Raw genomic sequence first — 20270 nt, forward strand, 5'->3', positions numbered from 1 at the left:
CTCGGCGGCGGCGATGGATCCGGCCAGCACCGACAGCAGCACGGCCTGGTAGAACGCGGTCTGGTAGCGGAACCGGGTGCCGAAGTCGACGACGTCCTCGGCCGCGACCACGGCGTCGACGAAGGTGCTGGTGCCGGAGCCCGTGGTGCGCTGACCGAAGCCGTCCCAGTCGTCGGCGTGCGTCACCTCCGCCCTGACGGGCGTCGACGATCGCGATGACCGTCGCGCCGGTGTCCGGAGCGCTGGGCGAAGACGTCGATCCAGTCGGCGAAGATACTGCCGGTCGAGTAGTACTTGGTGCCGTTCACGAGGAAGCGCTCGGCATCGCCCTCGATCGGGCTGACCTTGGTGTTCACGTCGCCGATGGCGACGGTGCCGACCTCGGTCCACGCGTTGCCGCCGATCTCGCCGTCGACGAAGCGCTGGAGCCAGCGCTCGCGCGTGCCGTCGGTGGCGACGAGGCGGTCCTCGACGAGCGCGAAGTGCCCGCGCAGGGCCTGCGGGATGTTCGAGTCGGCCGAGGCGAGCTCGGTCAGCAGCCGGAAGAGCTGGGGGAGGGTCGCCCCTGCTCCGCCGTTCTCGATCGGCACCCGCACAGCGCCGAAGCCGGCCGCGGCCAGCGCCCGGATCTGCTCGGCCGGCAGCACGTGGTCGCGCTCGCGGGCGGAGGCGCCCGCCGCGATCTCGGCGAAGAGCGGGCGGAAGCGCGCGGCGAGCTCGTCGTAGGGCACGGTCCCGACGGCCGGGGCAGGTGCGGCGGCGGTGGCGGTGGGCGCGGCGGCGGTGGCGACGGACATGGTCGGCTCCTCTCGAACGGCGCGCCGGAGGCGGCGGCACGGGAGCGACGGTAGCCGCCGGGCGCGACGCGGCGGGCTCTGTGTCCAGGTGTTACGGGGAGTGCGGGGAAGTCGGGCGGCTGGGGAGGAGAGCTGGACCGGGGAATGCCTGGCGACGCTCGGTGTTGGCACAGGGGATGACTTCGACGCACCCGTCCCCGCACACTCCGCTCCCGCCGACTCCGACCGCCGCGCCCTCGTGGTCGGCGCGACCGGCATCGCCGGATCCGCCCTCGTCGATCTGCTCACCGAGCAGGGCCGGCCCGTCACCGCCCTCTCGCGCCGGCCGATCGCCGAGCGTCCCGGCGTCCGCCCGCTCGCGGCCGACCTGCGCTCGGCCGACGACCTCGCCCGCGTGCTCGCCGACGAGCGGCCGACGCACGTCTACTTCACCGCCTGGTCGCGCCAGGAGACGGAGGAGGAGAACATCGCCGTCAACGCCGGCATGGTCCGCGACCTCCTCGCCGCGCTGGCGCACGCTCCGCTCGAGCACGTCGCCCTGGTCACCGGGCTCAAGCACTACCTCGGCCCGTTCGAGGCGTACGGCCAGGGCGCGATGCCCGACACCCCCTTCCACGAGGAGGAGGAGCGGCTGGACGCCCCGAACTTCTACTACGCGCAGGAGGACGAGCTCTTCGCCGCCGCCGAGCGCGCGGGCTTCACCTGGTCGGTGCACCGCTCGCACACCGTGATCGGCCACGCGGTCGGCAACGCCATGAACATGGGCCTGACCCTCGCGGTCTACGCCTCGATCCAGCGCGAGCTCGGCCGGCCCTTCGTGTTCCCGGGCTCGCTCACCCAGTGGAACGGCCTCACCGACATGACGGACGCCACCGTGCTCGCCGCGCAGATGGTCTGGGCCTCGACGTCGAGGCTGGTCGCGACGAGGCCTTCAACGTGGTCAACGGCGACGTCTTCCGCTGGCGCTGGATGTGGACGCGCCTCGCCGAGCACTTCGGCGTCGAGCCGGTGGGCCCGGGGGAGGAGCCGCAGCCGCTCGAGCAGCAGATGGCCGACGCGCAGCCCGTCTGGCAGCGCCTGGTCGAGCAGCACGGCCTGATCGAGCCCGACCTCGGCCGTGTCGCGTCCTGGTGGCACACCGACGCCGACCTCGGCCGCGAGATCGAGGTCGTGACCGACATCAGCAAGTCCCGCCTCGCCGGATTCACGCTGCACCACCGCACCGCCGACTCCTTCACCGCGCTGTTCGACCGCTACCGCGCGGAGAAGCTGATCCCGTAGGGCGAGCCCCCGCGCACCTCCCCGTCCTCCCGACCGTCGCCGTCCCGTCGCCTCCCCGTCACCCCGATGACACCGACCGCACCTAGCGTCACGGCATGGCGGCGGCGGTGAGCGGAGCATGATCGAGCGGGTCGACCCGTTCATCGGCACGGAGGCGACGGCGCTCGCCGAGCCCACCGGTCTCGCCGCGACCTGGTGGTCGCCCAAGCCGCTGATCGGCAACACGCACCCCGGAGCGACGTACCGCTCGGCATGGTCTCGGCCTGCTCCTACTCGGGCGCCTACCCGACCGGATACGGACGCTACGACCTGGCGCTCGAGGGCGTGCCCTCGCTCATCCGCGAGGGCATCGAGGCCTCGGGCTTCACGCACTTCCAGCAGTCGGGCACCGGGGCGATCCGGAAGTACTACAACTACCTCCGCGTCACGCCCATGATCGAGCCGCTCGACGAGCTCGGCCGCAGCTGGGACGTCGTCGACGAGGTCGCCGAGCCCGGCTACTACGCGGCGACCCTCTCCTCCGGGGTCCGCGCCGAGCTGACCGTCGGCCCCGCCTCGGCCGTGCACCGCTACACGTTCCCGCGCCACCGCAGCGCCCGCGTCGTCGTCGACCTCTCGCTCGGCGGCCTCGCCATCCCGAGCGGAGCGACCGTGCCGCTGCGCGCGCAGCTGCGGTCGATCTCGCCCGGCGTCGCGAGCGGCGAGGTCGTGATGGAGGGCGCGCCCCTCGCGGTGCACCTCGAGTGCGACGCACTGCACTGGCGCCAGATGCTCTGGTACGACCGGCGGCTCATGCCGGGCGGCACCCGGCTCGACTTCGACCACATCCGCCCGACCACCCTCCGCCCGTTCGGCCTGATGTGGGCGGGGCCGAGCGAGCCCGGCACGACCGTCGAGCTCCGGATGGGCTTCTCGCTCCGCGGGACCGAGCGCGCCCGCGAGAACCTGCATCGCGACGTGCCGCCCACCGGCACCGGCTTCGACCAGCGCCGCGACCGCACCCGCAAGACGTGGCGGAAGCACCTGCGCCGGATCGCCGTCGACACCCCGTCCGTCGACCGCGAGACCGTCTTCTCGACCGCGCTGTACCACTCGCTGATCAAGCCGTGCCTCGCCCCCTCCGAGAGCCCGTTCTGGCCGACCGACGGCCCCTTCGTCTTCGACATCAGCACCATGTGGGACATCTACCGCACCCAGCTGCCTCTGCTCACCGCCCTGATCCCGGAGCGTGCGGTCGAGATCGGAGCGGCGCTGCTCACCATCTGCGAGGAGGAGGGCAACTTCCCGATCGGCTACCGGATGGCCAAGGGCAGCGACCGCTTCTCGCGGCAGGGCAGCGCCCTGGCGCACACCTTCCTCGCCGACCTCTGCCGACTGGGCCTGCCCGGCATCGACTGGGACGCGGCGCTCGTGCACATGGCGGAGGACCTCAAGCGCACCTACGGCGAGGAGTTCCTCGCGGCCGGCGAGGCGCATCCGATCAGCCACACCCTCGACCTGGCCCACGGCTACTGGTGCACGGCCGTCGTGGCGCGCCACGTCGGCGACCGGGTGCTCGCGGAGCAGCTCGAGGAGCGCGCCGCGCAGTGGGTGAACGCCTTCGACCTCCGCACCGGGCTGCTCAAGGACTCCACCTACTACGAGGGCACGCGCCACAACTACTCCTTCCGTCTGCTGCACGACATGGCGGGCCGCATCGCGCTGAGCGGAGGCGACGACGCGTTCGTCGCGCAGCTCGACGAGTTCTTCGGCTACGGCGCCGAGCCGGTGACGCAGCCCGGGCTGCGCCCCGCTCGCGCCGAGATGGCGGAGGAGCCGCGCTCGGGCGCTTCGAGGGCCTCAACAACGAGCCCGACATGGACGCTCCCTGGGCGTACCACTACGCGGGCCGGCCCGACCGCACGGCCGAGATCGTGCAGGGCGTGCTGCACCAGCGCTTCGGCACCGGCCGCGGCGGGCTGCCCGGCAACGACGACTCCGGCGGGCTGAGCTCCTGGTACGTCTGGGCGAGCCTGGGGCTGTTCCCGGTCGCCGGGCAGGGACTCGTCCTGGTGAACGCACCGGCGTTCTCCCGGGTCTCGGTCGCCGTCGGCGGGGCCGACCTCGAGATCCGCACCACCGGCTTCGTCGAGCCCGTGCCCGGTGGAGCGGTGCAGTACGTGCAGTCGGCCGAGTTCAACGGCGCACCCCTCGTGTCGAGCGCTATCAGCGCGGCCGAGCTGCACCGCGGGGGCGAGCTCACCCTGCACCTCGGACCCGAGCCGTCGGAGTGGGCGAATGCCCCGGAGCACCGGCCGCCGTCGCATCCGCGCGGCCCGCCGCCACGACCACCAGCACCACCCAGCCCTAGGAGGAGACCATGGACCAGAGCACTCACGCGAGCACCGTGCAGAATCGGCTCGTGATCGTCGTCCGGGCGGATCCCGTGATCTGCGGGCACTCGGTCGAGGCGCGCAATCTCGCCGAGACGGCGCTCGAGCGCGGCTTCGACGAGGTCCGCATCGTCACCTGGCCGATCGAGCGACTCGAGGCGGCGGGTCTGCCGCTGAAGCCGCTGGACGCGGTCCTGCCCTACAGCGAGGGCATCATCGTGGAGCGGCCGGCACCGGTCGGCGACTACAAGGTGCCGGACGGCCGCTACCTCGCCGGCATGATCGGCCGCCTCATCGAGCTGTTCACCGACGGGGTGCCGACGGTCTGCCTGTCGCTCTACCTCAGCCCGCACACGATCGCGGTGTCCGACGCCCTCCGCGCCGCCTGGAGCAGCGGGCTGCCCGTGAACGTCACCACCATCGCCGAGGCGGTGGGCTCCGACGTCACGAACGTCGTCCGCCGCGCGGTCGAGGAGGGGCGTCTGGGCGCCGCCGCCACATCTTCGCCTCCTATCTCTCGCAGGACCACTGCGTCGCCGTCTCGGAGTACACCCGCGACCTCGTCGTCGAGGAGGCCGAGCAGATCGACGCCGTGCACGGCACGCGCTTCGCCGAGCAGTGCCGGTCCCGCATCGCGATCTCGTACCCGGCGATCGACTCCGACGCCTACTCCGACCTCGATCCGGTCGCCCTCGACGACCTGATCCGGGCACGCGGGCTCCGCCGGGACGGCTACGTGCTCTTCCTCTCGCGCCTCACCGAGGCCAAGGGCGTCGAGGACCTCATCGCCGGCTACGAGCGCAGCCGCGTCCACGAGCAGCACGAGCTCGTCATCGCGGGGCGCGGCCCTCGAGGAGTCGGAGCTGCGCCGGATCGCGGCCGCCTCGCCGCTGGCGCACCGCATCCGGTTCCTCGACGACGTCGGAGACGCCGAGAAGCCCTACCTGATGGCCGGCTGCTCGGCGTTCGTGCTGCCGAGCAAGCCCCGGCCCGAGTTCGTCGAGACGTTCGGCATCGCGCTCGCCGAGAAGATGCTCGCCGGGGGCGGTCCCGTCATCACGACCCTCACCGGCGGGATCGAGGAGGCGATCGGCGAGCACGCCTTCGTCGTCCCGGTGGAGGATCCGGACGCGATCGCGTCGCTCCTGGACCACGCGATCCTCGGGCTCGACGACTCCGAGCGCGCCCGACTGGCCGTCGCCGCCCGCGAGTACGCGCTGCGGTTCGACCGCCGCGCGGTGTTCGACCGCCTGTTCGCGCGACTCGGGCGCACGGCCCGGCCGGAGCCGGCGCTCGAGGCGTGAGGACCGCCCTCAGGAGGCGTCGGGGCCTGTTCAGCAGGCCCTAGGCGCTCCGGCGGCCCGCTCCCCGCTGACGGGGCTCCTGCTCGTCGGCGGGGAGCGCGAGCCGGCAGCGCACGAAGCGGAGGGTGAAGCTGCGGCGCTCGGAGCCCTCGGGGCGCTCCGCGAGGACCCGGATGCCGAGGACGGCGACGACGCGCCACTGCTCGGGGACCGCCGGTCACGACGGCGGTGAGGACGGCTCCGGGGAGGACCTCGGCGTGGGCGGCGCCGGGGTCGCGGGAGTCGTCGGCCGTCGCTCCGCTGCTGCCGTCGGCACGGACGTCGACGCCGTCGGAGGGATCGAGGGGCTCGACGCGCTCCTCGCTGCAGGGTGAGATCTCGATGGTCATTGTCGCCCGGCTCCTGGGGGTGGCGGACCTGTCCGCGGCGCTTCGGGTGCGCCTCGCACCCGACCGCTGGTCGCGGGCAGGGGGACCCGGCGACCAGCGGTCGGTCATGCGTGCGGCTCGGGGGCGAGCCCGCCGGAACGCCCTCCGCACCGCCCTCGCAGTGTAGGGGGCGTATCTGGGTTCTGGCGCGGAATGTCAACCACTTGCGGGGTGGCCGTTCAGACCGACGATCGTCGGTCTCGAACGCACCGAAGGCCCGTCCCCGCTGGGGATCGGGCCTTCGAAGGAGGTCGTCCGGATCGGATGCTCGATCGGGAGCCGATCGATCCGGGTGCCGGGGCGGATCAGGCGGCGGACTCGGCCCGACGCAGCGGCACGGCGGCCTGCGACGCCGGCTCGGGGACGATGCGCAGCCCCGCTCCGCTGTTCGCGCGCTCCATGAGCGCCTCGACCCACTCGGGGTTGATGGTGGGCTGGCGGCTGCCCTTGAACTCGAACTGGATCGGGATGGTCGGGTGCATCCACACGCCGCGGCGGCCGGTGCCGGCCTGGGGGGAGGCGTCCAGGGTCAGCAGGAAGCGCTCGTCGCGGCGGAACTTGTTGATGATGACGATCTGGAGATGGGCGAGAGCCCGGTCCTCGACCTCGATCGAGGCGGGAGGGGTGCCGTAGAGGATGTTGCCCATGATCTTCTCCGATCAGACGAGTGGATGCGGTCCGATCAGCATATCGCTAGACGGACTTCCTACTAGTCAAGCTAGTTACTTCTGCTCGGGGGATTGACCCTCGGCGCGACCCGCACTACACGCTCCACGGCGAGCGGCGTGCGCCAGTCCTTGCCGTCGGCTCAGCGACACGGTAGCCACCGCAGGTGAACGGATGGCGAGGGGTGACGAAGGCGTCGCCGGAAGCCCGGACGGGCCGCGCGTCGAGGCGCGGCGGCGCTCCGGAGCGCTCTCGACGAGCTCGTCCGCGAACGCCTGGTCCGCGAACGCGATGTCGGCGGTCTCGGCCGGGTTCTCCACGATGTCGCGCATCGTCGAGAGGAAGCGGATCACCGTGCGGGCCTCGACGGGGTCGAGCTGCTCGGCCGCTTCGAGCATCCGGCGGTGCATCTCGTCGAGCGTCTCGCGCACCTCGCGGTGGGAGGTCGGCGTGGCGACGATGCGGATGGCCCGGCGGTCGCTCGGATGCGGCTGGCGCACCACGTGACCGCTCTTCACGAGGCGGTCGATCAGGACCGTGGTGGAGGCGGAGGAGATGCCGAGGTAGGCCGCGAGGTCCTTCGGGCTGACGTGCTGACCCGTCTGCTGGCGGCGCATGAGGAACTGGACGGCGAGGAGGTCGTTCTCGCCCATCCCCATCGACCCGCGCGTGCGGCGGCGCATCGCGGTCTCGGCCGTGCGGAACGCCCTCATCGCGGCGAGCACCTCGACCGCACCGGGCTCGCTCGACTCACCCGGGAACCAGAAGGCTCCGGGTCGAGTGGTCGCGACGTCGTCCATGCAGGACAGTCTAGACAGTCATGTAGCAAGAACATCTAGTGATGCCAAACCCCGTCCCACCGGCTTGTGCGGCGACGTCCCCTCCGATAGAACTCTCGTAGCTAGTTAGACGAGCTAGCGATATTCAGGGGGTGATGCGGCGTGATCGACGAGCTCGACCTCCTCCCCGCCGGGACCTCCGTCGATCCGCTCCTCGGAGCGACCCTGTCCGGCCGCTACCTCGTGCTCGAGCGCATCGGCGAGGGAGGCAGCGCGAGCGTCTACCGCGCTCGCGATCTGCGCCTCGCCCGGCCCGTCGCGGTCAAGGTGCACCGCGCCGTCGCCGACACCCCGAACGAGCGGGCCCGCCGCGAGCGCGAGATCCGCATGCTCATCGACTCCCGCCACTCCAGCGTCGTCGAGATCCTCGATCAGGGCGAGATCGCCCAGGAGGAGGGAGCTGTCCTACCTCGTCCTCGAGTACTTCGATCCCGCCGACCCGGCCGCTGCGTGGTTCTCGTCGCGTGACGAGCGGATGATCGCCGAGGTCGGCGCTCAGGTCGCCGACGCGCTCGCCCACCTGCACGCCCGCGATGTGCTGCACCGCGACGTGAAGCCCGAGAACGTGCTCGTGCGATCGCGTCCGGTGCCGGCCGGCTCCTCCCTCCGCGATGCCAAGCTCAGCGACTTCGGCATCGCGCGCTCCGTCGACGACGCGCGCCTCACCCGTCCGGACCTGCTCGTCGGGACCGCCGGGTACCTCAGCCCCGAGAGCGTGGGCGCGGGGCCCGTCGGGCCGTCCTCCGACGTCTACTCGCTCGGCCTCGTGCTGCTCGAGGCCCTGACGGGGAAGCGGGCCTACGAGGGCACGACCCTCGAGATCTCCCTGCAGCGGATGCACCACGCCCCGGTCCTGCCCGCCGGGCTCCCCGAGCGCTGGCGCGCTCTGCTCGCCGCGATGACCGCGCTCGACCCGGAGGAGCGCCCCTCGGCCGCGACCGTGGCGGAGGCGGCTCTGGAGCGGCCTGCACGGCGCCGGCCCGACCGCTCCCGCGCGGATGCGGCTGCACGGGCTGCTCGCGACCGTCGCGACGCTGGCGGTCGGCGCGCTCTCGGCGCTCTCGCTCACGGGCGTCCTCGACTGACCGGACGCTCCGTCCCCCTCCGCCCGCATCGCGCTCCCTCAGGGCTTCCGGAGCGGCGGTGACGTAGTCTCCCGGCCATGAGCCCCGTCGACTCTTCCGCGTCCTGTCCGTCGTCGAGGCGGTGACCTGGACCCTCCTGATCGCCGGCATGCTGCTGAAGTACGCCGTCGGAGTCGGCGACTGGCCCGTCAGCGTCGCCGGCCCGATCCACGGCTTCGCCTTCCTCGCGTACGGCGCGGCGGCGCTCGTCCTCTCGGTCAACCAGCGCTGGTCGATCGCGGCGACGGTGCTCGCGCTCGCCAGCGCGGTGGTCCCGTACGCGACCGTCCCGCTCGAGCGCGGCTTCGAGCGACGCGGTCTGCTCGAGGGGAGTGGCGCCGGGCCGCCGGGGACGATCCGCGCGATCACCGCCTCGCGAGCCGGCTGCTGCGCTGGGCTCTCGTCCGACCGGTGCTCGCGGGTGCGCTGGTGCTCGCGGCCGTCGCCGTCGTGTTCACGGCGCTGCTCGTGGTCGGGCCGCCCGGCGGCGGCGAGGCGTAGCCGCCCTCAGGCGGTCCGGCGCGAGACCGCGTCGATCAGGATCTCTGCGGCCCGTCGGGCGTGCAGCGCGGACTCAGGCGTGCCGGCGATCGCCGCGGTGGTCTGCGCGCCCTCGGCGAGGATCGCGAGCTGCGCGGCGAGCTCGGCGTCGCCTCCGATCTGCTCGGCCAGCTCGGCGAGGAAGCGCTGGAACACGGCCTTGTGCTCGCGCGCGAGCTCGGCGACGGCGGGGTTCGACGAGCCGAGCTCGCCGAAGGCGTTGATGAACCCGCAGCCGCGGAACGTGTCCTCCGAGAACCAGTCGAAGAGGAAGTCGTAGATGGCGAGGAGCTTCTCGCGGGCCCCCTCGACCCCGGCCACGCGGGCGGTCACCCCGGCGGTCCATCCGGCGTGACGGCCGTGCAGGACGGCGACGACGACGGCCTCGCTTGCTGGGGAACTCGAGGTAGAGCCGCTTGAGCGAGACGCCGGCCGCGGTGCGCAGCTCGTCCATGCCGACCGACAGGATCCCGCGCGCGTAGTAGAGACGGTCCGCCGCCGCCAGGATCGCCTCGCGGGGGTGGGGACGGGCACCGCCCCACCCGGGGTCGAGGACGCCGGGAGGGCGTCGGCTGTCGTGGTCGCGGGCATCGTCCCATGGTACGCGTCGTCAGAACGCGCGTTCTCGGACCGACGGGAACCGGCTGCTCCGGTGTCGGTCGCCGGTGCTAGCGTCGGCCCTGCTCGGACCCCGAGCACGATCCCGGAGGGGACGGCATGGTTCTGCAGATGCTCGCCGACGAGTACTCGATCGCGTCGCTGCGCCCGGCCGAGGTCGAGCTCCGGCGAGCCCGGGCCGGGGTCCGTCCGGATCCGGGTGCGCGCCGCGGGGGTGAACCCCTCCGACGCGAAGCTGCTCTCCGGGGTGTTCGGGCGGGGCCGCACCCCCGTCCGCCCGAGGCGGCGAGGTCTCGGGAGTGGTCACGGCCGTGGGCGAGGATGCGGTCGGTCCGCTCGGTGCGCTCCGCGTCGGCGACGAAGTGGTCGCGTTCCGCGTCTCGGGCGGCTGGAGCGAGGAGCTCCTCGCGAGGGCGTCGTCCGTCCTGCCCAAGCCTGCGGGGTTCGGCTGGGAGGCGGCGGCCGGGCTCCTGCTGACCGGCGACGACCGCGGTGCACCTGCTCGAGGCCACCCGGGTGGCGGCGGGCGAGACCGTGCTCGTGCACGGGGCGAGCAGAGCCGTCGGCAGCCTCCTCGTGCAGCTGGCCGTCGCGCGCGGGGCCCGCGTGCTCGGCACGGCGAGCGGGCGCGGCGCCCCGGTCGTGCGGCGCTTCGGCGGCGAACCCCTGGCCTACGAGGCCGGGCCTCGAGCAGCGCGTGCGCGGGGCCGCACCCGACGGGGTGGACGTCGCGCTCGACACGGCCGGCACCGACGAGGCGCTCGACGTCTCGGTCGCCGTCGTCGCCGACCGCTCCCGCATCGCCACCATCGCCGGCTTCGAGCACGCCGAGCGGCTCGGCGGCGTGCTGCGGCTGGGTGGGGGAGCGGGGCCGACCCCGGCACCGCGCTGCGCGACTCCGCCCGGGAGCCCCTCGTCGAGGCCGCCGGTCGCGGCGAGCTCGAGGTCGTCCTCGGTCCGTCCTTCCCGCTCGTTCAGGCGGCCGCCGCGCTCGGGCTGGTCGCGTCCGGGCCGCGCGGGCGGCAAGGTGGTGCTGATCCCCTGAGCGAGACGCGCACGGTGGAGCTCCGGGCGGACGGGCCCGTCGACCTCGCGGCCACCGCGAGCCTCCTCCGCAACCACGCGGTCCCCGGTGCCGAGCGGGTGGCCGAGGGCGGTCGCCGGCTCGAGCGCCTGCTCGTCGTCGACGGGCGACCGCGCCACGTCGTCCTCGAGCTGACGGAGGCGGGAGCGCTCGTGACGGCGGACGGCGATGCGATCGACCGGGTCGCGGTCCGGGTGCGCGCCTGGCTCGATCTCGACTCCGACGTCGAGGCGATCGGAGCGGCGCTGTCCGCCGATCCCCGGCTCGCCGCGTCCGTCGCGGCGCGGCCCGGTCTGCGCGCGATCCGCTATCCGGAGCCGTTCGAGGCCGCTGTGGCGTCGGTGCTCGGGCAGCAGGTGTCGGTCGCGGCGGCGCGCCACACCTTCGCCGGACGGGCGGTGGCGGCGTTCGGCGGCTCGGGCCCTGCGGGACTGCGGCTGTTCCCGTCCCCGTCGAGCTGCTCGCCGTGCCCCTCGAGGAGCTGCGGGCGGCGATCGGAGTGACGAACGCCCGCGCCCGCACCGTCCGCGCCGTCGCGGCCGCGTTCGCCGACGGCCTGGTGCTCGACGCCGCCGGTGATCTGCCCGAGCAGCGGCGCCTCCTGCTCGCGATCTCCGGCATCGGTCCGTGGACGGCGGACTACCTCGCGCTGCGCCTGCTCGGCGATCCCGATGCCTTCCCGGCGGGCGATCTCGTGCTGCGGCGGGCGCTCGGCGGCGTCTCGACGGCGGCGGCCGATGCGGGAGTCGGAGCGCTGGCGTCCGCACCGGGCGCACGCGGCGTACCACCTGTGGGCCCTCGCGGGCGCGGTCTGAGCCCTCGCGGGGCGGTGGGTTCGAGTCCTGGCTCAGGTACTCGACGTCGTCGTAGTGGAAGGGCGCGTCCTCGGCGTCCGGGTCTTCGGCCGGCACGTCCTCGTGCTCGAGGATCACGGCCACCCCGGGGGAGACGAGGACGCAGACCTCGCGCTCGCCGGCGACGGTGAAGCTCACCATGTCGCCGTGATCGCGCACGGCCTGCACGAGGCGCTTCTCGAGCTCCTCGGTGTCGAGGGCGAGCGAGAGGAGGAACCGGCGTCCGTCGATGCTCAGGATCGTGCGTCTCATCGTGTCCTCCTGATCGGGGCCCCCGGTGCGCCCTGCGCGACCAGGGTCGCGGCCTTGACGCGCAGCGAGGCGGCGTGCATCCGGATGACGGCGTTCATCCGCGTTCCAGTCGGGACTCGTGGTGGCGGCGGCCGCCGTGCCGGCGGTCCTCCTTCATCTCGGACTCGAAGAGGTGGCGGCGCCCGTCGGCGAGCTCGTCGCGGGCGGCGCGCTCCATCGCGGAACGCCGAGTAGTAGGTGTCGTCGTAGTCCTCGACGATCTGGAAGGTCCATCGACCCTCGATGACGTTGCGGCCGACCAGCTCCGACTCGAGCCTGTCGGCCCTCCTGGGTGCCCGCCTCCCGGAACGCCTCGACCGCCTCGCCGAGCGCGAGGTCGGCGGCGCCGGTGAGGCGGTGGAACCCGTAGAGCAGGCCGCGGGCGTGCTCGACGGTCTCCGAAGGCCTCGGACAGCTTGCCCAGTGCGGCGACGGTGGCGTCGTCGAGCCCGACCGGGCGGAGGTGCGCGGTGTCGGGGGTGTCGTGCGAACCGGTCATTCCATCGAGCTTAGGCGGACCATACTTCGTCGCCACCCCCTTGCGCCGAGGGCGCGGAACGTCCTGGACCGCGTGCGCGGGGGTTCGTCAAGGCCCTCCCCGACACCGTTCGGGCTCGCTTAGCGTCGCGTCATCGGACCCCTCGAGCGACGACGAGGTCGCGGGGACCGGGGATCGGGAGGCAGCCATGCTCGGCTTCGGGATCGAGGAGGAGTTCGTCCTGCTGGACGCCGCGGGGCTCCGACCGCTGGACCTGGGCAACGCGGTCTACTCCGAGTTCTTCGGCGATCCGAACTTCGGCGGTTGCGTGGGCCGCGAGTTCCTCGCCTGCCAGCTCGGAGTTCACCTCGCCGGTGCTGCGGAGCCTCGCGCAGGCGCACGAGTGCCTCTCGTCGTTCCGCTCGCGCCTCGCAGCGACCGCGGCGGAGTTCGACGCGCTGGCCGCGGGTGTCGGCGTCCCCTTCTCCTCCGGGGGCGCGCCCGCCGCTGTCGCCCGAGCCGCGCTACCGGGAGGTCGGCGAGCGGATGGGGGCGCCGCTCGAGGGGCACCGCATTCAGGCGCTGCACGTGCACGTCGAGGTGCCGAACCGCGACGCGGAGAGCCGCCGCCCTCAGCCGGCTCCGGGTCTGGCTGCCGACGCTGCTCGCGCTCTCCGGTCAACTCGCCGTTCCAGGGCGAGGCCGACTCGGGGTTCGGGAGCTGGCGGAGCGTGGCGCTGCGGCGCTGGTCGACGGCCGGCTGCGCCGCCCCTCTTCACCGGCGCGGACGACTACGACCGCCGCGAGCGCGCGCTGATCGGGCTCGGCTCGAGCGTGGACCGCGAGGCGATCGCCTGGCAGGCGCGCCTGTCGTCGCGCTACCCGACGCTCGAGATCCGGGTGGCGGACGCACAGCTCGGCGCCGCCGACTCGGTGCTGCTCGCGGGGATCTGCCGCGCGCTCGTGCGCTCGGGCCTCGAGCGGGCGGAGGCCGGCGAGCCCTGCTCCCCGCTCGCGCCGGAGCTGCTGGACGCGGGGCTCTGGCACGCGGGCCGCTTCGGCCTGGACGGCACGCTGCTCTCGCCCGGGGAGGGGCGGGCGCTGCCGGCCGCCGAGGTCGTCGCGGAGCTGCGCGAGTGGATCGACCGCGAGCTGCGCGCGAGCGGCGATACGGAGGCCGTCGACGACGGGCTCGAGCGGCTGGCGAGGATCGGCACGGGGGCCGCCCGCCAGCGTCGCGCGTTCGCGGAGGGAGGGACGCGGGGGCTGAGCGAGCTGCTCGGCGCTCCGGGCGCCCCGCTCCGCGGAGCCTGCAGCGCGAGCTGTCGCGGCGCGGGGAGTGGTGAGCGGGGGAGCGCTGAGTGCCTACAGGAGGCGCGGAGCCGCCGGCACCCGTGGCGGCAGCTCCACCAGCCGCACGTCGTGCAGCGCGCCCGCCTCGGCCACCGCTGTCAGGTAGGTGCACGCGGGCTGGCGGCGTCGATCCGTCGGCGAGCCCGGATTGAGCAGGCGCATCCCCGCCGGGCTCGTCGAGTCCCAGGGGATAGCGAAGCTGTGCCCGAGGACGAGCACGTCGGTGTCGGGGTGCGCGGCGTCGGCGCGGGTCTCGCGTCCCGACGCCGCGCCCGTCTCGTGGACCACGGCGACCCGCAGGCCGCCGACGACCGCGTGCGCGACCTCGGGCAGGCGCGCGCGCAGCCCCTCCGGGTCGTTGTTCCCCCACACCGCGAGCAGCCGTGCAGCACAGCGCCTCGAGCGCATCGAGGGCGGCCTCGTCGACCCAGTCGCCCGCGTGCACGACCAGGTCGGCCTCGTCGACGGCGCGCCAGACCTCCTTCGGCAGCTCCTTCGCCCGCTGGGGCAGGTGGGTGTCGGCGAGCAGGAGGAGGCGGACAGGTCCGTCCAGCCGCGGGGGAGCCGCCGGCCGCGTCCGGGACGAGCAGCGCCATCAGTGCGCCGGACCCGGGGTGGGCTCCGACTCCGCCCTCGGAGCCGGGCGCCTCGGGGGAGTCCGAGCCGGACAGCCGGGCGTCGAGCGCGTCGAGCGCGGGGACGAACCACAGGTGGTCGCCCCGGTTCGACTCGACGACGAAGTCGTGGAACGCGCTTGAGTCCGAGACGGCGGCGGTGATGTCGCCGATGACGACGAGGCGCTTGCGGTAGTTGACGAGCTTCTGCACGAATTCGCCCGCGACTCCGGAGCGCAGGCGGAAGAACTCGGGGTCGAGGCGGCCGACAGGCACGACCACCGTCTCGACGTCGCCGTCGTAGGTCCCGGCGACGAGCGCGAGCGCGTCCTCGGGGGTGGAGAGTGCTGGCCCGTCGTCGTCGACGAGGAGGAGGGGACGCCCTGGCGGGTCTCGGTGCGCATCGCCCCAGTCGATCACGGCGGACCGACGAGCGCCAGGGCCCGGCGCCGCCTCAGTCCTCGGCGCGGAAGGCCCGCAGCCGCAGGCTGTTCAGCACGACGAACACGCTCGAGAACGCCATCGCCGCTCCCGCGACGAGGGGGCCGAGCAGCCCCGCCATCGCCAGCGGGATCGCCGCGACGTTGTACGCGAAGGCCCAGAAGAGGTTGCCGCGGATGACGCCCAGCGTCCGGCGGCCCAGGCGCAGAGCGTCGGGCACCCGGGCGAGGTCGTCGCCGACGAGCGTGATGTCGCTCGCCTCGATCGCGGCGTCGGTGCCGGCGCCCATCGCGATGCCGAGGTCGGCCGCCGCGAGGGCCGCCGCATCGTTCACCCCGTCGCCCACCAGCGCCACGCTGCGCCCCTCGGAGCGCAGGCGCTCGACGACCGCGAGCTTCTCCTCCGGGAGCACCTCCGCGATCACCTCGTCGATGCCGACGGCGGAGGACGACCGCCGCGGCCGCGCGCGGGTTGTCGCCGGTGAGCAGGAGCACGCGCAGTCCGCGGCGGCGCAAGGACGCGACCGCCCGCGAGGCCTCGGCCCGCGGCTCGTCGCGCAGCACGGCGAGACCGCGCAGCTCGCCGTCCCAGCCGACGCCGACGACGGTGCCGCCGCTCTCCCCGGCCCGGTCGGCCTGCTCGGCGAGGGCGCCGGGCGCGAAGCCCCACGCTCCTCGAGCCAGGCGCAGGCGGCCCGCGACGACCAGGCGCCCCTCGACGCGCGCCCGCACGCCGAAGCCGGCGCTCGCGCGGAACCCGCTCGCCTCGGGGACGACGAGACCGCGCTGCTCGGCGCCGCGGACGATCGCCGCGGCGAGCGGGTGCTCCGAGCCGCGTTCGACGGCCGCGAGCATCCGCAGCGCCTCGTCGCCGCTCGCGTCGACGACCTCGAAGGCGCCGGTGGTGAGCGTGCCGGTCTTGTCGAAGACGACCGTGTCGATCCGCCGGCTGCTCTCGAGGACCTCGGGTCCGCGGATCAGGATGCCGAGCTGCGAGCCGCGGCCGGTGCCGACGAGCACCGCGGTCAGGAGTCGCGAGGCCGAGCGCGCACGGGCGGGCGACCACGAGCACCGCGACGGCCGGCGAGACGGCGGCCGCGAGCTCGGCGCCGGTCAGCAGCCAGCCGACCAGGGTGGCCAGCGCCAGCACGACGACGACGGGGACGAAGACGGAGGAGACGCGGTCGGCGAGGCGCTGGATGCGCGCCTTGCCCGCCTGCGCGTCCGAGACGAGGCGGCCCATCCGGGCGAGGACGGTGTCGGAGCCGACGCGGTCGACCCGCACCGTCAGCACCCCGTGGGCGTTCAGCACACCCCCGGCGAGAGCGGATCCGGGACCCGCCTCGACCGGGACGCTCTCGCCCGTGAGCATGCTCGCGTCCACCGCGCTCGAGCCCTCGGGCACCGTGCCGTCGGCGGCGACGACCTCGCCCGGGCGCACGCGGATCCGGTCGCCGACGGCGAGCGAGGCCGCCAGGACGCGCTCCTCCGCGCCCTCGGCGGTCACGCGCACCGCGTCCTTGGCCCCCAGATCGAGCAGCGCGCGCAGGGCCGCCCCGGCGTCGCGCTTCGAGCGCGCCTCCAGGTACCGGCCGGCGAGCACGAAGACCGGGACGGCGGCCGCGACCTCCAGGTAGATCTCGTCGTGGCCCGAGCGGGAGCCGGGCAGCTCGACGGGCATGCTCATCCCGGGGCGCCCGGCGTCGCCGAGGAAGAGGGCGTACAACGACCAGCCGAACGCCGCGAGCACGCCGAGGCTGATCAGCGTGTCCATCGTCGTCGAGCCGTGCCGCAGCGCCCTCACCGCGTTCCGGTGGAACGGCCACGCCCCCCAGACGGCGACCGGCGCGGCGAGCATCAGGCACAGCCACTGCCAGTTCGCGAACTGCAGCGGAGGGATCATCGAGAGCACGACGACGGGTGCGGCCAGCAGCGCCGGAGACCCTCAGGCGCGTGCGGAGGGTGCGGCGCTCGAGGTCGTCGGGATCCGCTGCGCCGTCCGGTCGCCCGGGCTCGTCCCGTCCGGGCCGCGGGCACCGTCGCCGTGTAGCCCGCGGACTCGACCGCGGCGATCGCGTCGGCGGCCGTCGTGCCCTCCGGCAGCACGACGGTCGCGCGCTCGGAGCGAGGTTCACCGTCGCGCTGACTCCGGGCAGCGCCACCAGGCGCCGCTCGACCCGGGCGACGCACGAGGCGCAGGTCATCCCGCCGATCGCGAGCTCGAGCGAGGCCGCCTCCCGGGTCGGCACGTCAGGGAGAGGGGCGCGAGGCGGTAGCCGGCGTCGGCGACGGCGGCCGCGATCTCCTCGCGGCCCAGCGGACGCGACGAGCCGACGGTGACGGCCGAGACTCGCTCGGGCGAGAGCGAGACGTCGACACCGGTCACCTCGGGGTAGGCGGCGAGCTCCTCCGTCACACTGCGCACGCAGTGCTCGCAGGTCATGCCGGCGACCCCGAACGTCTGCACCGAGGGCGCGATCATCGTGGCGCCGGCGCCGCCGTGCGCGTCCGCGTGGCCGCCGCAGGCGCAGCCGCCCGCCGAGCCGCAGGAGCCGCCGGCGACGGCGTCGCCGGTCGCCTTCGCGGTCAGGCCGAGGTCGAGTCGAGTGGTCATGTCGGTGCTCCTCGTGGTGGCGGACCCGGTCCGCCGCCGTCGTGGTCGGATACCCCCAGGGGGTACTCCCATCGTAGGTCGGGGGAGGGCTCTCGGGCAAGACGCGGCACGACGGAGGAGAATCGAGCCGTCATCGCGACGGGAGGAGGGGACGTGGACGCAGGTGCACCGCCGCCGTGGGGCGCTCCGACCCGGGAGTCGACCAGGGGACCCGTCCGCGCAGCGCCGCTCCCTCCGCGCACCCGGTTCGAGCCGACCGTGCTGCTCACGTCTCCGGGCGAGCTGCTGCGCCTGCGCGAGAGCGTGCGCTCGCGGATCCACCACGCCGCGCCCGCCCGCCAGCGCAGGCTCGCGGAGCTGGCCGACGTGGGCGAGGGCTTCGCCGTCCTCGGCGCCCGGGAGCTCGAGCGGTCGCTGCGCCGGGCCGCGGCCCCCGCCGCCGCGCGGCGCCCCGACTCCGTCTCGGTCGTGGCCCTCGGCTCCGACGGTCCGGCGCTCGCCGCCGAGCGCGCCGCGACTTCCTCCCGATCGCCCGCTGGGACGACGTCGCGTCGGTCCAGGTGGCCACGGTCGCCCTCGGTGCCCGGCGGGTCCGCGCCCTCGCGCTCGGGGTGCTCGCCCCCGGCCGGCGCCGGCGCCGCACGGTGCTGGTCCCGCTGGTCGTGGCCTCGCCCGGTCCGCTGGGCTGGGGCGTCGCCGACGACCGCACCTTCCTCCGCGCCCACGACCGCCTCCTGGCCGCGTGGCCGGGGAGCGGCTCGTGAGGGCCCGCCTCCCGTACGCGCTCGCCGCGGTCGCGGCGCTCGGCCTCGGTCTCGCCCTGCGCTTCCTCCTCGTCGGCCTGATCGCCGACGTCGCGGGCGGCGTGCTCTACGTCGTGCTCGTCGCCCTGCTGGCGGCGGTCGTCCTGCCGGCCCTGGCGGGGCTCCCGGCCGCGGGCATCGCCCTCGCGTGGTCGATCGCGATGGAGCAGCTGCAGGCGATCGAGAGTCGCCGAGCGGCTCGTCGACGCGTGGCCGCCGCTGCGCCTGGTCGTCGGCAGCACCTTCTCCTGGATCGACATCGGCGCCTACGTCCTCGGTGCGGTCGTCGCCGCCGCGGTGCTGATCGCCGTCGCTCCCAGGGCGCGTCCCGAGGAGGATCGGCCCCTCGTCTAGGGTGAGCGGATGGAGGCGAAGCACAGCCGCGACCGGCGCACGGACCGGCGCATCCCCGAGCCCGTCGACCGGTTCGCGACCGGCGAGGACTTCCCGGAGTACCGGGTCGATCTCGAGCGGATCCGCTTCTCGCCGTACTTCGCCCGGCTCTCGGCCGTCACGCAGGTCATCTCGCCCTCGGGGGTCGGCCAGGTCGTCCACAACCGCCTCACCCACTCCATCAAGGTCACGGCCGTCGCCCGGGCGATCGCCATGCAGCTCACGACCACCGATCCCGCCCAGCGCGAGCTGGTCGAGCGGCTCGGCGGCTGCGACCCGGTCGTCGTGCAGGCCGCGGCCAGCGCGCACGACCTCGGCCACCCTCCGTTCGGGCACCTCGGCGAGCAGGCGCTCGACCGCCTCGCACGCGAGCGGCTGGGCCTCGAGGAGGGCTTCGAGGGCAACGCGCAGTCCTTCCGGATCCTCTCGGAGCTCGACGTCTGCGAGACCGTCGAGGCGGGTCTGAACCTCACCGCCGCCTCCCGCGCCGCGGTGCTGAAGTACCCGTGGGGGCGCACCGTCTGCCGCCCGGACATCGCGTCGGCCGATCCCACCGAGCTGCCCCGGGGCTCGACCGCGAGCCGCTGGGAGACCGCGCCGCCCAAGTTCTCGGCCTACACCCTCGACCTCGACGACATGCTCGACGCCCGCGGCACGTTCGAGGCGATCGCGCCCTGGCAGCAGACGCTCGAGTGCTCGGTGATGGACGTCGCCGACGACATCGCCTACTCGCTGCACGACCTCGACGACTTCTACCGCGCGGGGGTGCTGCAGCAGGCCGCGGTGGCGGTGGAGTTCCGCGCCTTCCTGCGCGAGCAGAACGCGCTCGCCGCCCTCGACGCCGCCGAGCTGTGGGCCCGAGCGCCCGGGCACTCGCTCGAGATGCTCCGGCGGCGCCTCGTCGCGCGCGACCCGTGGATCGCGAGCGACGAGCTACTTCCGCTCCTCCGTCGAGCGCGTCTCGGCCGAGCTCGTGGAGGGGCTGCTCGCCGTGCCGTTCGACGAGGTCCACCCGCACGGAGCGGGCGATCGAGGCGTTCGTCTCGTCGTGGATCGGCCGCCTGCAGCGGTCGGTGCTCGTGCTGGCCGAGCCCAACGTCCGCTCGGGGCACGTGTCGCTGCTCCCGGACGCCTGGCACGACGTCGCCGTGCTCAAGTTCGTGCACACCCGCTTCGTCATCGACCGCCCCGATTTCGCGACCTACCAGCGCGGGCAGTCGCGGGTGCTCGAGACCCTCGTCACCCACCTCGACGACTGGCTGGAGGACCCGCGCGACGGATCCCGCGCCCCGCAGAAGCTGCTGGACCTGATCGAGCTCGCCACCGACGGGTACTTCCGGCTGCGCGCCGACCGGCCCGAGTGGCTGCCCGCGGGAG

The 20270-nt window shown here is 74.2% G+C and carries 17 protein-coding genes and 10 pseudogenes; 16 read left to right on the forward strand and 11 right to left on the reverse strand.

Annotated elements, in window-relative coordinates; translation table 11 throughout:
• Positions 1 to 182: 182 nt before the first annotated feature.
• Positions 183 to 797 carry an acyl-CoA dehydrogenase family protein gene (locus AC0CII_RS20745; RefSeq protein WP_465230525.1) on the reverse strand — a complete coding sequence of 205 codons (615 nt, stop codon included), beginning with the start codon at positions 795 to 797 and terminating at the stop codon, positions 183 to 185.
• A 238-nt stretch (positions 798 to 1035) separates the two neighbouring features.
• Here AC0CII_RS20745 and AC0CII_RS20750 point away from each other — a divergent pair.
• The 6 genes and pseudogenes from AC0CII_RS20750 to AC0CII_RS20775 all read left to right on the forward strand — a co-directional run bounded on the left by AC0CII_RS20750 (position 1036) and on the right by AC0CII_RS20775 (position 6128).
• Positions 1036 to 2078, forward strand: a pseudogene (locus AC0CII_RS20750) (SDR family oxidoreductase).
• A gap of 252 nt (positions 2079 to 2330) precedes the next feature.
• Positions 2331 to 3821, forward strand: a pseudogene (locus tag AC0CII_RS20755) (glycoside hydrolase domain-containing protein); the annotation flags it as partial.
• A gap of 113 nt (positions 3822 to 3934) precedes the next feature.
• Positions 3935 to 4483 (forward strand): glycoside hydrolase domain-containing protein, encoded by a 549-nt coding sequence (locus tag AC0CII_RS20760; protein ID WP_465230526.1) that lies wholly within the window; start codon positions 3935 to 3937, stop codon positions 4481 to 4483.
• Entirely contained in the window at positions 4438 to 5154 is a 717-nt protein-coding gene (locus tag AC0CII_RS20765; RefSeq protein ID WP_465230527.1) for a hypothetical protein, read from the forward strand. The genes AC0CII_RS20760 and AC0CII_RS20765 overlap by 46 nt, the downstream gene beginning before the upstream one ends.
• 159 nt (positions 5155 to 5313) lie before the next feature.
• Positions 5314 to 5754 carry a glycosyltransferase gene (locus AC0CII_RS20770; RefSeq protein WP_465231038.1) on the forward strand — a complete coding sequence of 147 codons (441 nt, stop codon included), beginning with the start codon at positions 5314 to 5316 and terminating at the stop codon, positions 5752 to 5754.
• Between the two features lie 173 nt (positions 5755 to 5927).
• Positions 5928 to 6128, forward strand: coding sequence for a hypothetical protein (locus AC0CII_RS20775; protein WP_465230528.1), 201 nt, complete (start codon positions 5928 to 5930; stop codon positions 6126 to 6128).
• A gap of 359 nt (positions 6129 to 6487) precedes the next feature.
• Here the strand turns inward: AC0CII_RS20775 and AC0CII_RS20780 are convergent, their stop codons facing one another.
• Both AC0CII_RS20780 and AC0CII_RS20785 read right to left on the reverse strand, forming a co-directional pair.
• Positions 6488 to 6829 (reverse strand): DUF7882 family protein, encoded by a 342-nt coding sequence (locus AC0CII_RS20780; protein WP_207406065.1) that lies wholly within the window; start codon positions 6827 to 6829, stop codon positions 6488 to 6490.
• A gap of 75 nt (positions 6830 to 6904) precedes the next feature.
• Positions 6905 to 7648 (reverse strand): MarR family winged helix-turn-helix transcriptional regulator, encoded by a 744-nt coding sequence (locus tag AC0CII_RS20785; RefSeq protein WP_465230529.1) that lies wholly within the window; start codon positions 7646 to 7648, stop codon positions 6905 to 6907.
• Positions 7649 to 7789: 141 nt separating this feature from the next.
• On the opposite strand from AC0CII_RS20785, the gene AC0CII_RS20790 reads away from it, so the two are divergent.
• The 3 genes and pseudogenes from AC0CII_RS20790 to AC0CII_RS20800 all read left to right on the forward strand — a co-directional run.
• Positions 7790 to 8155 (forward strand): hypothetical protein, encoded by a 366-nt coding sequence (locus AC0CII_RS20790; protein WP_465230530.1) that lies wholly within the window; start codon positions 7790 to 7792, stop codon positions 8153 to 8155.
• A complete protein-coding gene (locus AC0CII_RS20795; RefSeq protein WP_465231039.1) occupies positions 8088 to 8834 on the forward strand; it encodes a serine/threonine-protein kinase in 747 nt (248 codons plus the stop codon). The genes AC0CII_RS20790 and AC0CII_RS20795 overlap by 68 nt, the downstream gene beginning before the upstream one ends.
• An 86-nt stretch (positions 8835 to 8920) precedes the next feature.
• Positions 8921 to 9058, forward strand: a pseudogene (locus AC0CII_RS20800) (DUF3817 domain-containing protein); the annotation flags it as partial.
• A 260-nt stretch (positions 9059 to 9318) separates the two neighbouring features.
• Here AC0CII_RS20800 and AC0CII_RS20805 read toward each other — a convergent pair.
• Positions 9319 to 9859: pseudogene (locus AC0CII_RS20805) on the reverse strand (TetR/AcrR family transcriptional regulator).
• Between the two features lie 602 nt (positions 9860 to 10461).
• Between AC0CII_RS20805 and AC0CII_RS20810 the strand changes: the two are divergent.
• Together AC0CII_RS20810 and AC0CII_RS20815 are read left to right on the forward strand one after the other, a co-directional pair.
• Positions 10462 to 11556 (forward strand): AlkA N-terminal domain-containing protein, encoded by a 1095-nt coding sequence (locus AC0CII_RS20810; protein ID WP_465230531.1) that lies wholly within the window; start codon positions 10462 to 10464, stop codon positions 11554 to 11556.
• A complete protein-coding gene (locus tag AC0CII_RS20815; protein WP_465230532.1) occupies positions 11520 to 12038 on the forward strand; it encodes a hypothetical protein in 519 nt (172 codons plus the stop codon). Before AC0CII_RS20810 ends, AC0CII_RS20815 begins: the two co-directional genes overlap by 37 nt.
• Before the next feature lie 215 nt (positions 12039 to 12253).
• Here the strand turns inward: AC0CII_RS20815 and AC0CII_RS20820 are convergent.
• Positions 12254 to 12697 (reverse strand): annotated as a pseudogene (locus AC0CII_RS20820) (hypothetical protein).
• Between the two features lie 187 nt (positions 12698 to 12884).
• Here AC0CII_RS20820 and AC0CII_RS20825 point away from each other — a divergent pair.
• A complete protein-coding gene (locus AC0CII_RS20825) occupies positions 12885 to 13493 on the forward strand; it encodes a hypothetical protein (RefSeq protein WP_465231138.1) in 609 nt (202 codons plus the stop codon).
• A pseudogene (locus AC0CII_RS20830) lies at positions 13493 to 13867 on the forward strand (glutamate-cysteine ligase family protein); the annotation flags it as partial. The gene AC0CII_RS20825 and the pseudogene AC0CII_RS20830, both read left to right, overlap by 1 nt.
• 174 nt (positions 13868 to 14041) lie before the next feature.
• Here AC0CII_RS20830 and AC0CII_RS20835 read toward each other — a convergent pair.
• From AC0CII_RS20835 to AC0CII_RS20860, 6 genes and pseudogenes are all read right to left on the reverse strand, one after another.
• A pseudogene (locus AC0CII_RS20835) lies at positions 14042 to 14582 on the reverse strand (metallophosphoesterase family protein).
• A gap of 127 nt (positions 14583 to 14709) precedes the next feature.
• Positions 14710 to 15063, reverse strand: a pseudogene (locus tag AC0CII_RS20840) (DUF4180 domain-containing protein); the annotation flags it as partial.
• Positions 15064 to 15097: 34 nt separating this feature from the next.
• Positions 15098 to 15508, reverse strand: a complete 411-nt coding sequence (locus AC0CII_RS20845) for an HAD-IC family P-type ATPase (protein WP_465230533.1) — start codon at positions 15506 to 15508, stop codon at positions 15098 to 15100.
• 76 nt (positions 15509 to 15584) lie between these two features.
• Positions 15585 to 16103 (reverse strand): annotated as a pseudogene (locus AC0CII_RS20850) (HAD family hydrolase); the annotation flags it as partial.
• A gap of 67 nt (positions 16104 to 16170) precedes the next feature.
• A pseudogene (locus tag AC0CII_RS20855) lies at positions 16171 to 16986 on the reverse strand (P-type ATPase actuator domain-containing protein); the annotation flags it as partial.
• A 297-nt stretch (positions 16987 to 17283) separates the two neighbouring features.
• Positions 17284 to 17697, reverse strand: a complete 414-nt coding sequence (locus AC0CII_RS20860) for a heavy-metal-associated domain-containing protein (protein ID WP_465230534.1) — start codon at positions 17695 to 17697, stop codon at positions 17284 to 17286.
• Between the two features lie 176 nt (positions 17698 to 17873).
• Here AC0CII_RS20860 and AC0CII_RS20865 point away from each other — a divergent pair, with 176 nt between their 5' ends.
• Genes AC0CII_RS20865 through AC0CII_RS20875 form a run of 3 tightly spaced genes read left to right on the forward strand, consistent with a single transcriptional unit; the run spans position 17874 to position 20204 of the window.
• On the forward strand, positions 17874 to 18461 hold the full coding sequence (locus AC0CII_RS20865; protein WP_465230535.1) for a hypothetical protein: 588 nt from the start codon (positions 17874 to 17876) through the stop codon (positions 18459 to 18461).
• A complete protein-coding gene (locus AC0CII_RS20870; RefSeq protein WP_465230536.1) occupies positions 18458 to 18859 on the forward strand; it encodes a hypothetical protein in 402 nt (133 codons plus the stop codon). The genes AC0CII_RS20865 and AC0CII_RS20870 overlap by 4 nt, the downstream gene beginning before the upstream one ends.
• Positions 18860 to 18863: 4 nt before the next feature.
• Positions 18864 to 20204, forward strand: a complete 1341-nt coding sequence (locus AC0CII_RS20875; protein WP_465230537.1) for a deoxyguanosinetriphosphate triphosphohydrolase family protein — start codon at positions 18864 to 18866, stop codon at positions 20202 to 20204.
• The last annotated feature ends 66 nt before the right edge of the window (positions 20205 to 20270 follow it).

This window comes from Rathayibacter sp. AC182 (genome assembly GCF_979253875.1).

Bases quoted from the DNA above. Each gene is read 5' to 3' on its own strand.
- AC0CII_RS20745 (WP_465230525.1), bottom strand. From the start codon at position 797: ATGTCCGTCGCCACCGCCGCCGCGCCCACCGCCACCGCCGCCGCACCT.
- AC0CII_RS20780 (WP_207406065.1), bottom strand. From the start codon at position 6,829: ATGGGCAACATCCTCTACGGCACCCCTCCCGCCTCGATCGAGGTCGAG.
- AC0CII_RS20875 (WP_465230537.1), top strand. From the start codon at position 18,864: ATGGAGGCGAAGCACAGCCGCGACCGGCGCACGGACCGGCGCATCCCC.
- AC0CII_RS20775 (WP_465230528.1), top strand. From the start codon at position 5,928: ATGCCGAGGACGGCGACGACGCGCCACTGCTCGGGGACCGCCGGTCAC.
- AC0CII_RS20760 (WP_465230526.1), top strand. From the start codon at position 3,935: ATGGACGCTCCCTGGGCGTACCACTACGCGGGCCGGCCCGACCGCACG.
- AC0CII_RS20860 (WP_465230534.1), bottom strand. From the start codon at position 17,697: ATGACCACTCGACTCGACCTCGGCCTGACCGCGAAGGCGACCGGCGAC.
- AC0CII_RS20825 (WP_465231138.1), top strand. From the start codon at position 12,885: ATGCTCGGCTTCGGGATCGAGGAGGAGTTCGTCCTGCTGGACGCCGCG.
- AC0CII_RS20765 (WP_465230527.1), top strand. From the start codon at position 4,438: ATGGACCAGAGCACTCACGCGAGCACCGTGCAGAATCGGCTCGTGATC.
- AC0CII_RS20785 (WP_465230529.1), bottom strand. From the start codon at position 7,648: ATGGACGACGTCGCGACCACTCGACCCGGAGCCTTCTGGTTCCCGGGT.